This window comes from Pseudoalteromonas sp. SA25, from assembly GCF_011378705.1.
GTDB classification, from domain to species: Bacteria; Pseudomonadota; Gammaproteobacteria; order Enterobacterales; family Alteromonadaceae; genus Pseudoalteromonas; species Pseudoalteromonas arctica.
Map to the genome: position 1 here is coordinate 16,681 of NZ_WTKV01000009.1, position 12,633 is coordinate 29,313.

General features: G+C 39.5%; 9 protein-coding genes. 2 read left to right on the top strand and 7 right to left on the bottom strand.

Translation table 11 applies throughout. The features are described from left to right. Positions 1-14: 14 nt before the first annotated feature. The 7 genes from ribD to GQR45_RS09170 all read right to left on the bottom strand — a co-directional run bounded on the left by ribD (position 15) and on the right by GQR45_RS09170 (position 8,904). Complete coding sequence (gene ribD, locus GQR45_RS09140) at positions 15-1,139, bottom strand: bifunctional diaminohydroxyphosphoribosylaminopyrimidine deaminase/5-amino-6-(5-phosphoribosylamino)uracil reductase RibD (RefSeq protein ID WP_165725714.1); 1,125 nt, start codon at positions 1,137-1,139, stop codon at positions 15-17. A gap of 166 nt (positions 1,140-1,305) precedes the next feature. Continuing rightward, positions 1,306-1,755, bottom strand: coding sequence for a transcriptional regulator NrdR (nrdR, locus tag GQR45_RS09145; RefSeq protein WP_002961761.1), 450 nt, complete (start codon positions 1,753-1,755; stop codon positions 1,306-1,308). A 368-nt stretch (positions 1,756-2,123) separates the two neighbouring features. After that, on the bottom strand, positions 2,124-3,380 hold the full coding sequence (gene glyA, locus GQR45_RS09150; RefSeq protein WP_024593690.1) for a serine hydroxymethyltransferase: 1,257 nt from the start codon (positions 3,378-3,380) through the stop codon (positions 2,124-2,126). Between the two features lie 269 nt (positions 3,381-3,649). After that, positions 3,650-4,933 (bottom strand): threonine synthase, encoded by a 1,284-nt coding sequence (gene thrC, locus GQR45_RS09155; protein WP_165725715.1) that lies wholly within the window; start codon positions 4,931-4,933, stop codon positions 3,650-3,652. Between the two features lie 11 nt (positions 4,934-4,944). Continuing rightward, positions 4,945-5,880: a homoserine kinase gene (gene thrB / locus GQR45_RS09160; protein WP_165725716.1), complete on the bottom strand. Its 936-nt coding sequence runs from the start codon at positions 5,878-5,880 to the stop codon at positions 4,945-4,947. Positions 5,881-5,889: 9 nt separating this feature from the next. Further along, complete coding sequence (gene thrA / locus GQR45_RS09165) at positions 5,890-8,307, bottom strand: bifunctional aspartate kinase/homoserine dehydrogenase I (protein ID WP_007587151.1); 2,418 nt, start codon at positions 8,305-8,307, stop codon at positions 5,890-5,892. Positions 8,308-8,535: 228 nt separating this feature from the next. Continuing rightward, entirely contained in the window at positions 8,536-8,904 is a 369-nt protein-coding gene (locus GQR45_RS09170; RefSeq protein WP_024589756.1) for a response regulator, read from the bottom strand. A gap of 367 nt (positions 8,905-9,271) precedes the next feature. Between GQR45_RS09170 and GQR45_RS09175 the strand changes: the two genes are divergently transcribed. Beyond that, entirely contained in the window at positions 9,272-11,041 is a 1,770-nt protein-coding gene (locus GQR45_RS09175) for an ATP-binding protein (protein ID WP_024593692.1), read from the top strand. 367 nt (positions 11,042-11,408) lie between these two features. Beyond that, positions 11,409-12,326, top strand: coding sequence for a recombination-associated protein RdgC (gene rdgC / locus GQR45_RS09180; RefSeq protein ID WP_007587156.1), 918 nt, complete (start codon positions 11,409-11,411; stop codon positions 12,324-12,326). The last annotated feature ends 307 nt before the right edge of the window (positions 12,327-12,633 follow it).

Genomic DNA, 12,633 nt, shown 5'->3' on the forward strand with positions numbered 1-12,633 from the left:
TTTATTAAGTGATTTTAATGAGTTTTTAACGCGGTGATACGTAAATCGTCACCAATGCGCGCACATTCATTAAATGTTAAATCAACGGTGTTTTGCATACTCGTCAATTCAGGAAAATTAACTAAACTTTTTGCATCATGGCCCATTAATTTAGGCGCCAAATAAAAAACAAACTCGTCAACTAAATCAAGCTCTGTCATTTTACCAGCAAGTGTTGCTCCGCTCTCAAGCCAAACATTATTAAACTGTAGTTGCCCAAGCTTTTCTAAAACAGCCTGTAAATCAACTTTGCCGTTACTTTCACTTACTTCAATATGCTTTACAAAATGCGGCCATTGCAGCGATTTATCAACCTTAGTCGTAAGTATTATTACATCACTTTGGATTTTAAATAAAGCAAGGTTGGGCGTTAAACGATTCTGTGAGTCAATTATAACACGCACGGGCTGGCGAAGCGGTAAATCGGTAGGTAGCGTGCAAGGCAACTCGCTTAGTCGCACATTAAGTTTAGCATCGTCTACTAACACGGTATCGGCACCGGTTAAAATAGCGCAGCTTTGCGCTCGGTATAATTGTACGTCTTGGCGAGCAGCGGGACTTGTGATCCACTTACTTTGCCCATTTTTAAGCGCTGTTTTACCATCTATGCTTGCTGCCATTTTACAGGTCACATAAGGTAAGCCTTGTTCCATTCGCTTAAAAAAGCCAACGTTAAGTGCGCGAGCTTGTGATTCAAGTAATCCATAAGCAACTTCAATACCGGCATCGCTCAGTATTTTAAGGCCTTTGCCTGCAACTTGTGGGTTTGTATCAACCATAGCGGCAATTACTTTTACAACGCCCGCCTTTTTTAAGCCTTCAGCACACGGTGGCGTACGCCCATAATGACTACACGGTTCAAGCGTTACATAAGCCGTTGCACCTTGTGCACTACTACCAGCTATTGCCAGTGCATTTACTTCAGCATGGCCTTGACCTGCTAATTGATGAAAACCCTCACCAATTATTTGATTATTTTTAACTAATACACAGCCAACATTAGGGTTAGGCGTGGTAGTAAACCGGCCTTTTTTGGCAAGCTCTATGGCGCGTGCCATATACATTTCATCATGTTCTGTAAAAGGAACTTGGTTAAGCATTTATTATACCAATTGCGTTAAATAAGTGGTCTATTATAGCGCTAAGAAAATAGCGCAATAACAAGGCGAAAATTATGACATATAGTTGTTCTATATGAATAATTTTTAACGCAGTGAGTGCGCTATTTAATGCGATAGAATGATCATGTTTTTAATAAAATTGGTATTACTCCCCTAAGCGGGCAATTTCTTCGCCAAATTCACGTATATCTTCAAACGAGCGATAAACAGAGGCAAATCTTACGTACGCTACTTTATCGAGCTTTTTGAGGGCTTCCATAATGCATTCACCCACCAAATGGCTTGAAATTTCTCGCTCACCCGTTGCGCGTAGTTGCGATTTTATTATATTCACTACTTCGTCTACTTGCTCTGTGCTCACTGGGCGTTTTTCGAGTGCGCGATTTAAGCCATTTAATAATTTATCTTCGTTAAATGGTTCGCGACTGCCGTCTTGTTTAATAACACGAGGCATAACCAGTTCAGCGCCTTCAAATGTAGTAAAGCGCTCGTGGCAGTCGTTACACTCACGACGCCTGCGAACTTGATGGCCTCCGCCAACAAGGCGTGAGTCAATAACTTTAGTATCTTTTGCGGTACAAAATGGACAATGCATAGCTCGGTACTTCCGTTTTAAAACAAAAAAGACCGCTAAATAGCGGTCTTTTATCTTAGCAAAAAAATAGGGCCTGTTGACCTTTCAGGATTAAATTTGTTCTATCTAGGGGCGATTTAATCGCGGCGCGAGGTTTGTAACCTAGTGGGCTAAGTAAAAACCGAGCAACAAAGAGTAAATCGCCCCTAGGACGAACCCGAGGGCAGTGCATGTTTGGCATTTATGCTGCGTTATCGCCTATTTGTGTGGAGTAACCACACTACATAGACTCTGCCTTGCCTAAAAACCAAACATACTACTGCAAATTAAACCTCGAAAGATAAACAGGCCTCTAGCCTATGTGATCTAAATTACTGCCGCTTATGCAATTAAGCGTAAACAGGTAATTTTGCACAAATTGCTTTTACTTTTTCTTTAACTTGCGCCTGTACAGATTCATCAGTGATGTTATCTAGTACGTCACAAATCCAGCCAGCAAGCTCTTTTGATTCTACTTCAGTAAAACCACGGCGAGTAATTGCAGGAGAACCAATACGCAAACCAGATGTTACAAATGGTGAGCGTGGATCGTTCGGTACTGAGTTTTTATTAACTGTGATGTTAGCGTTGCCTAGGGCTGCGTCTGCATCTTTACCAGTGATATCTTTATCGATTAAATCAAGTAAAAATAAGTGGTTTTCAGTTTTGTCAGATACGATTTTGTAGCCGCGCTCTTGCATTACAGCAACCATTGCTTTTGCGTTTTTAACAACTTGTGTTTGGTATACTTTAAACTCTGGTTGAAGTGCTTCTTTAAATGCCACTGCTTTTGCTGCAATAACATGACATAAAGGACCGCCTTGGCCACCAGGGAAAACAGCGCTGTTAAGCTTTTTGTAGATTGCTTCGTCGCCACATGCAGAAATAATCAAACCACCACGAGGGCCTGCAAGTGTTTTATGCGTAGTTGTAGTTACAACGTGTGCATGAGGAACAGGGCTTGGGTAAACGCCTGCCGCAATTAAACCCGCAACGTGAGCCATGTCAACAAACAGATAAGCACCGATTTTGTCAGCAATTTCACGGAATTTAGCCCAATCAACAATACCTGAGTACGCTGAGAAACCACCAATAATCATTTTTGGTTTGTGCTCAAGTGCTAGTGCTTCAACTTGTGCGTAATCAATTTCGCCAGTTGCTTCATCTAGTCCGTATTGGATTGCATTGTAAAGCTTACCAGAGAAGCTTACGTGAGAACCGTGAGTTAAGTGACCACCATGAGCTAAGCTCATACCTAATACAGTATCGCCAGCGTCTAATAATGCTAGAAAAACAGCTGCATTAGCTTGCGAACCAGCATGTGGCTGTACGTTTGCGTAGTCAGAACCAAATAATTCGTTAGCACGGTCAATTGCTAATTGCTCAACAACATCTACATGCTCACAACCGCCATAATAACGTTTGCCTGGGTAACCTTCTGCGTATTTGTTTGTAAGCTGTGAACCCTGCGCTTCTAGTACGCGTGGGCTACAGTAGTTTTCTGAAGCGATTAGTTCGATATGCTCTTCTTGGCGAGCAGTTTCTTTGGTTATCGCGTCAAATAACTCTGGATCAAAATCCGAAATATTCATGCTACGTTCTAACATTGGGGTCTCCTAGGGCAACGTGTATGGTGTTTTTTAGAGGCTTTATTGTACGCTTTAAACGACTCTTTGCCTACGCTCTTAAGTTGAGGATATTTAAACAGGGATTGAAACTATTTCACAGCTCTTTTAAGATGATATTTTTTTATAAAGCCATAATAATTTTAAATGAATTATATTTACTACATTTAATTAGTAAATATAACTAAGTGTATTCATCCGTATAAAGTTATAAAAAAAGCGGCTCAAGCCGCTTTTCCTTTTAATTTAACTTAGCCTAATTTAGCGAGCATTTCGGTACGTAACGCGTCGTAATCGGCGTTCATATCGCTTGCTAGGCATGGTTTTGCTAGTGCATCAGCAAGTGGTTTTGGCATACCTAATTCAATATTTAGAATACCCTCTACGCTTTCTTTAAACTTAGCAGGATGAGCTGTCGCTAAAAAGATACCCGCAGTACCCGGCGCACGATTTTCAACAAGACCTTGGTAAGCAATAGCAGTATGAGGCTCTGCAACATAGCCCGTTTGTTGAATTTTTTTCATCACGGCTTGCGTGTCTTGCTCGTTTACGCTTGTTGAATAAAAATTATCGTAGCTAAACCAGTTATTATCTAACATTGTTTGTACACGCGGCCAATTGTTTGGCTTACTTACATCCATCGCATTTGAAAGCGACTCAAGCGTTGCGTTTGGCGTCCAGTTTTTATCAAGCATAAAGCGCGGCACAGTATCATTTTGATTTGTTGTTGCGCTTAATTTACCTACAGGTAAACCAATAACCGCACCAATCATTGCGGCGCACACATTACCAAAGTTACCACTAGGTACTGATATATGTGCTGTTGCCCGTTTTTCTTTTGGTAGCAGTGCAATCGCTTCAAAGTAGTAACAAACCTGAGCAACTAAACGGCTAATATTAATTGAATTAGCTGAGTTAAGCCCAAGTGTTGATTTAACTTCTTCATCTAAAAAGGCATTTTTAACTAGCTCTTGGCAATCATCAAAGCTGCCCTCAACTGCATAACAATGAATATTGTTACCTAGCGTAGTAAATAGCTTTTGCTGAGCAAGTGAAATTTTGCCTTTAGGGTATAAAATTACTACGTCGATATTTGGTTTATTATAAAAAGCATGTGCTACGGCTGCACCGGTATCGCCAGATGTTGCTGTTAAAATAGTTACTTTCTCGTCTTTGTTAAACTGCGTTAAACACTCTGCCATAAAGCGACCACCAAAGTCTTTAAACGCAAGTGTAGGACCATGAAACAGTTCTAAACAGTATGTGTTCTCTTCAACTTCCACCAGCTTAACTGGAAAGTTAAATGCATTTTTAACCATTTTTGCCACAGTATCGCTTGGTAACTCATCACCAATTAGGTGAGATAATATTTTGCCGCTGCGCGTAACAAAGTCCATATCAAGCAATGCATCAACATCGGACAGTGGCGGCAGTGATTCTGGGAAAAATACACCTTGGTTACGACCCAAACCTGTTTTTACGGCTTCAACGAACGACACTTTTTGTGAACTATCTTTTAAATTATGTAATTGCATGACTAACTATCCTATAAAACTGTTAATTGACGCGTGCCGTCGTTATCTAATTTACAAATGTGGCAAAAGCCTTGCTCGTTAATGTAATTGGTTTCTAACCACTGCGCGCATTGCTGTGCAGCTTCAAGTGTTTTACACACACTAAATAAGGTTGGTCCTGCGCCCGAAATACTGACTATTTCAGCGCCCAGTGCTGGCAAGCTTGCTTTGGCTTCACTAAAGCCTTTAATGAGCGGTGCGCGGTAAGGTTCTGCTATTTCATCTTTCATTATGCTTAGCGCATCGTCAAAACGATTAGTTAACAGTAAGCTACTAAATGCCGACAAACGCTGCGCAAACTCAACACTTGCATGCATGCTCAACTCTTTTGGTAAAACAGAGCGCGCTTTTGCGGTATTAAGCGAAAAACCAGGAAACGCAGCAACGTAGTACCAGTTTTCATCAACAGGCAGTGCAATCGATTTATCAGGAATTAAATCACCTGTTAACTGCAAACCACCTAAATAACATGGCGTGATGTTGTCGTAATGACGACCGCCGCTTACTACAGCTTCAAAGTCAGCCATCAGTTCAATAAGCTCAACCTGACTTAAATTAGTTTTTGCAAACTTATCAAGGGCAGCAAAAGTAGCCACGACCGAACATGCACTAGAGCCAAGCCCAGAGCCAATTGGTAAGTTCTTTTTAAGCTCGAGCTTTACGCTTGGCATAGTAGGCGCAACATGCGCTCTAAAATGCACTAAACACTGGTACGCTAAATTCTCATTCGCATCACTTGGTAACTTATGAGCGTATTCGCCAGTGCAAATAAACTCATCGCTTGGTGCGGCGCTTACAACGGCTACATCACCTAACAAACTGCCATCAATTGGCGCAAGCGCTGCGCCAAGTGCATCAAAACCCACTGCAAAATTACCAATAGACGCCGGAGCATATACTTCAATCATAACGAGCTCCTAGCGCGATAACGTTTTTAAAATATCAGCAAATACACCCGCGGCTGTTACTTCCGAGCCGGCGCCATAACCACGAATTACAAACGGACGTGGCTGGTAGTATTGGCTTAAAATAGCCAGTGCGTTTTCACCATCACGAATGACACTAAGCGCATGCTTTGCATCTACCGCTTCAATACCTACTTTACAGTGGCCTTCTTTAATTGTGCCTACATAGCGAAGTACCCTACCCTCGCTCGCAGCGCTTTTGATACGGTCGTTAAAATCAGCATCTAAGCTTGGTAGTTTTGCCATAAACTCATCAACACTATCACCTTGTGCAAAACCTTGTGGTAATACTGACTCAACTTCAATATCGCTTAGCTCTAATTTCATACCGGCTTCGCGAGCGATGATCAATAACTTACGTGCTACATCGGTACCCGATAAATCATCACGAGGATCTGGCTCAGTAAAGCCACTTTCTTTGGCTTTAATAGTTGCCTCAGAAAGTGATAAACCATCTTGAAGTGCGCCAAACATATACGAAAGTGAACCTGATAAAATACCGCTAAACTCTAATAACTCATCACCGGCACCAAATAATGACTGTAAGTTGTCGATTACTGGTAAGCCTGCACCAACGTTTGTTTCGTATAAAAATTTACGATTATTCTTTTGCGTTGCTGCAATTAAATCTTGGTAATACGTGTATGAGCTTGTTGTTGCTTTTTTATTGGCAGCAACCACATGAAAACCTGCATTTAAAAAGTCTACATACTGCGCAGCAAGTGCATCCGACGACGTACAATCAACAAGCACAGGGTTTACTAAATGATTTTGCTTAACAAACTGCTCTACTAGTTTTAAATCAAACGCCTGCTCAGATGAGGCCAATTTTTGCTGCCAATCACCAAAAGCAATACCTTCACTATCAAGGTGTAATTGACGAGAGTTAGCAACACCATACAAGTTAAGTTTAATATTACGTTTTTCAAGCCACGCTTGCTGGCGCTCAAGCTGATTAATAAGCTCTTGCCCTACTAAGCCACAACCGAGTAAAAACACATCAATTGACGGCACATGCGTGAAAAAGTTTTCATGGCATATTTTTACGGCGTCGTTACATAACTCACCATCAATTACTGCTGAAATAGCACTTTCTGTAGAATCCTGTGCAATTGCAACAATATTTACTTGCGCTTGTGCAAGCGATGCAAAAAACTTAGCCGCTAAGCCACGGTGTGCGCGCATGTTATCGCCCACTAAAGTAACAATAGCTAAATTGCGCTGCACTTGTACAGGCTCAATAAGCCCTGCTTGTAATTCAAGTTCAAATGCAGTTTGTAGCGCATCAAGTGCAAGTGCTAGGTCTGTTTCGTGTACACAAAAGCTAATGCTAAATTCGCATGATGACTGCGTGATTAATACAATTGATACGTTATCGTGAGCAAGCGCGTTAAATACCTTAGACGCCATACCTACTTTGCCTTTCATGCCTGGCCCTGAGACAGTTAGCATTGCAAGGTCTTGTAGGCTCGAAAGCGCTTTTACTGGCTCATCTGATGAATAATCGTTACCAATTAATGAGCCTTGTGCGTCTGGGTTATGCGTATTTTTAATTTCGCACGGCACACCGGCTTTAGCACACGGCAAAATTGTTTTAGGGTGAAGTACTTTTGCACCAAAGTAAGAAAGCTCCATCGCTTCTTTATAAGATAAAAAATCTACTTTAGTCGCTTTTTTAATATAACGAGGATCAGCACTGTATACACCATCAACGTCAGTCCAAATTTGGCAAATCTCAGCTTCTAAACAAGCCGCAGCAATGGCTGCTGAGTAATCTGAGCCATTACGGCCAAGCGTTGTAAGCTCACCTTTGTCATTACTCGCTGTAAAACCAGGCATGATATAGATAGTTGCAGGACTTTCTTTAAGCACAGCTTGAAAGCGCGCTTTACTTGTTACTAAATCAGCCTCGGCGTCGATATAACCGCCAGTTGAAGCGATACAGCTTGTTGCTTCTAAGTATCTTGCATCGTGCGAATTCAATAAAGCCTGCATTAAAGAAACACTAACGCGCTCTCCAAAGCTAATTACAAATGCGCGAACTTGATCGGGGCAACATTGTATAAGTGATACGCCATCTAGTTTATTTTTAAGTTCCCTTAAGTTTGGCCAACTTGTAACTACTACACCACTTTTTTCAACGTCAGCTTTCAAACCTTCACAGCGGCTAACTAATGCTTGCCATTGCTGCGAAAAGTCAGAGCCTTGTTCTGCTGCACTTGCAAGTGCAACTAGCGAATCGGTCATTCCACCTGGAGCAGAAAGTACCAAAAGCATTTCATCTTTTAATTGTGCTTTAACTAGCTGAGCTACCTGTTGTAAGCATGCATAGTCGGCAAGCGAAGACCCACCAAATTTTAAAACTCGCATTGTTTATGTTCCTCATCCCATAAAACGAAAAAAGGCCTGTGTTCTAAGTGAACACAGGCCTTTAAATTTGTTGCACCGACCTATGCCACTATCCAGTAAGAATGATGGTTGTAATAATAATGGTCAGTACGCGATTAATTGTTTTCATATGTTAAGACTGCCTTAACAAAGGCTATGCTGTCAACCCTAAATTAAAAGATAAAACAGCCTTTTTTAACATGAAAAAACCTAATGAATGCCAAATTTATGCAATATTTCGTTTAAGTTAGATTTATTGATAGGTTTATCGATAAAGTCTATTGCGCCAAGTTGTGCTACTCGTTGCTTCATTTTCTCTTGTATATCGGCAGAAATAACTAAAACAAAGCACTCTATTTTTTCTATTTTTATAGTCTCGAGTACTTGTATACCATCAACTTCGGGCATGGTGAGATCTAAGCACAATAAATCAAAGCTTTGTGCTCGTAAAAGTTCTAGAGCGTGCGCTCCATTTGTAGCTTGTTGTATTTGAGCGTCTATACATTCATTTAAACACCGCACGACTTGTTTACGGGCAACTGCAGAATCGTCACAGACTAATATCGAAAATTTCATCATGTTTACTACTACACAACCATCAAAGTTATTAAAAGGTTATTAAACTAATGCCTTCCATTGCATTTTAGACACTTTAACACGCCTCAAAGCACTCAGCGCATTAATAATTTAATAGAATGATAAATATAGAATAAATCCGTTTAAGATATAATTAACCAAAGCAAATACTAATTAAGCCTACAATACATAACAGATAACGAATTTATTAATTTATACCTTGGTTTAAATACTTTGATACTACACGCTCACTTTTTGTGATTTATCTTACTAAATTTTAACTTTTTTATTTATTTTTAGAGGTTTATTGACTAACTTTTAAATTAATATCGTAACGTTACAAAAATAATAAAGGATGAACAAGTCACTCATGTTACAAAAAAGTCTTTCTAAGAAGCTACTGACTAGCGTTTTATCCGTCTATTTTTTGCTTACCTTTGTAGTGACCTGTGGACAAGTGCTTGCTGAATACGTCAATACTAAAGACTATATTCGCGATGAACTTAGTACCTTACAAAAAACCTTTAGTCGCAGCTTAACACGTGCAATTTGGGAGCTTAATACCAAGCAAACAATTACAACAGCAGAAGGTTTACTCGCCATTCCCATGATTGAAGGGATTATTGTTCGAGACGACAGCGGCGAAATTATTTCACAGCTAGGGCGCTCTCTTGATATACACAAGCTATATAACCAACAGTTAGTACAAGAAGAGGTTATTTTAGAAGACGCAAAATCGGGTTTATTTGGTTATACCTTTCCACTTATTTTTGAATTTTCAGGTCGTGCTACTCAAGTTGGTGACGTTACCTTATTCTCAAGTCGAGAAGTTGTTTTTAGCCGCATTATGGTATCAATCTACTTTTTGATTGGTAATGCGATGATTAAAACCACCTTTTTGATCATCTTATTTTTAATGGCATTTAGAAAACTTCTTACAGACCCTTTAGCAGAACTCACTGAGCAACTAGAAAATTTAGAACTAGACGAGCTAGAAGGTCAACATATAGAAATAGAAACAGAAGAACATAATGAACTAAAAGTGATGGAGCAGTCATTTAACAAACTAATAGATAAAGTGGTTCAGTATAGAAAAGAGCTTGAACACACCCAAAAAGAACTCATTATAAGTAACGAAAAGCTTGATCAACACAACATACAACTTGAACAAGACGTAGCCCGTAAAACATCCAACTTAAGCCAAGCAATGATGGATTTACAGCAGCAAAAATACGAACTCGAAAAGCAAAAAATTGTCCTCACCGAAGAAGTAGACTTACGCCGCAGCACAGAGCTAGAGTTAATTACAAAGCAAACTGAATCTCAGCGCTATATAGAAGAGTTAAGCCTTGCACAGGAACGTTTACTAGGCACAGAAAAAATGGCTGCGCTAGGCGGACTTGTAGCAGGTATTACACACGATATAAACACCCCTATTGGGATAGGTGTAACGGCAATATCATTTTTACAAGAACGCTTAAATAAACTCGAAAATGCTTATACCGAAAAAACACTTTCGCCAAAAGCACTAGAAGAATTCATTAACGAAGCAAAACAAAGCACAAGCTTACTAACCACTAACTTAGATAGAGCTTCGGAGCTTATAGCTAGCTTTAAACAAATAGCGGTCGATCAAGCCAGTGAAGCAGTAAGAACCATTAACTTTAAAGATTACACTAACGAAGTAATACGCTCACTGCACCCAAAACTAAAAAAGACATCCCATACTATAAAATTAGAATGTCCTGATGATTTAGTTTTAAATCTCCCTGCAGGGGCTATAAGCCAAATTTTTACTAACCTAATTATGAACTCACTTATTCATGGCTTTGAAGGTAAAAGCAACGGTGTAATGGATATTAAAATAAGCGCTGATGACACTAACTTAACTATTGATTACAAAGATGACGGTAACGGTGTTACCAACGAGCAATTAAAAAAATTATTTGACCCATTTTTTACTACCAAACGCGATGAAGGCGGTAGCGGATTAGGCACCCATATAATGCTTAATTTGGTCAAGCAAACCCTTAGTGGCTCTATTGATGCAACGAGTGAACCGGGCAAAGGTCTGCGTTACTATATTCAATTTCCGAAGAACATGGCTAAGCCACTGCCTATTTTTGATAAATATGAATAAATAAAAGTATATGCATTAAATTATTAGGGCGTGTTGTTCTTTGGTGGTTGAATTTACAGCAACATGTTTGGTTTTTAGGCAAGACAGAGCCTATGTAGTGTGGTTATTCCCATAAATAGGCGACAACGCAGCATAAATACCAAACATGCGCTGCCCTTTGGGTTCTTTCTAGGGACGATTAACTCTTTGTTGCTCGGTTTTTACTTATTCCACTAGGTTACAAACCTCGCGCCGCGATTTAATCGCCCCTAGATTGAACAAATTTCAATCCATAAAGTTCAACACGCCCTAGTAACAAATCAGTCATTTCGAGATGCTGTTTTTATTGCTATGATTGTACAAATTTTTCAAATGGATCAATTCCCCTATGTGGTTTAGTAACCTTATTTGTTACCGCTTTAAGCAAGACGTTTCATATACTCAAGAAGACTTTGATAAAGCATTAGAGCAAGATTTATTTCGCCCATGTACTGGTCAAGAGCTTGCAACATTTGGTTGGACAAAAGCGTTTGGAAAACATGGCGATACGCTATCGCATTTTTCTCAAAAAAGTATTCTAGTTTGCGCTAAACGCGAAGAAAAAGTACTCCCTGCTTCTGTTATTAATGAACTAGTTGCTGAGAAAGTTGATCTGATAGAAGCTGAAGAAAACCGCCCAGTTAAAAAGAAAGAAAAAGACGAATTAAAAGAAAACATTCTTCATACTCTTCTACCTCAAGCATTTAAAAAGTCGAGCTTACAATTTGCCTTTATTGACCAAGAAAACGGTTGGGTTGTTGTAAATAGTGGCAGCTTTAATAAAGCAGAAGAGCTACTAGCACTACTTCGTAAATCGTTAGGAACGCTTCCGGTTGTACCTGCGTTTGCTAACTACGACCTAGATGTATTTTTAACTGATTGGTTAACTAACTTTAGTACACCAGAAGGTTTTGCTATTGGCTCAGACGCTGAACTTGAAGAAGCAGACGACAGCGGCGCACAAGTAAAGCTTAAAGGTCATGATCTATCGTGTGATGAAGTTAAATCGCATTTAGAAAGTGGTAAACGCGTAACTAAACTTGCACTTGATTGGCAAGAGCGTCTTAAGTTTATGCTGCAAAACGATGGCTCTATCAAACGTTTAAGCTACTCTGAAACTCTAAAAGAAGAAAACGCAGATATTCCTAAAGAAGATATGGCTTTAAAACTTGATGCTGACTTTATTTTAGCTTCTGAAGAAATAAAGCAATTACTTGAAGAATTAACTGCAGGTTTAGGTGACGTTGAAGATTTAGAAAAAGCGTAAATACCATAGTGCCTACCTGCATAAATATTTAAGCAATTTAATGAATTAAATTGCATATGTAAGCAGGTTGGTATAACAGATAAAAATCCGATAGCAGTTTACTGCTATCGGATTTTTTTTTTGAAATTTAGAAGCACTTATTTATATCTTAACCGCGAACAGAATTTAGCTAACGATCGACGTATTAAAACCTAAGGTAATCATCTTTCGAATAGGAGATTACAGCATGGTTCAAAGGTTCAAAGGTTCAAAGGTTCAAAGGTTCATCAAGGTAAGTTATGTAGAGTGATATGAGATTATCTATATA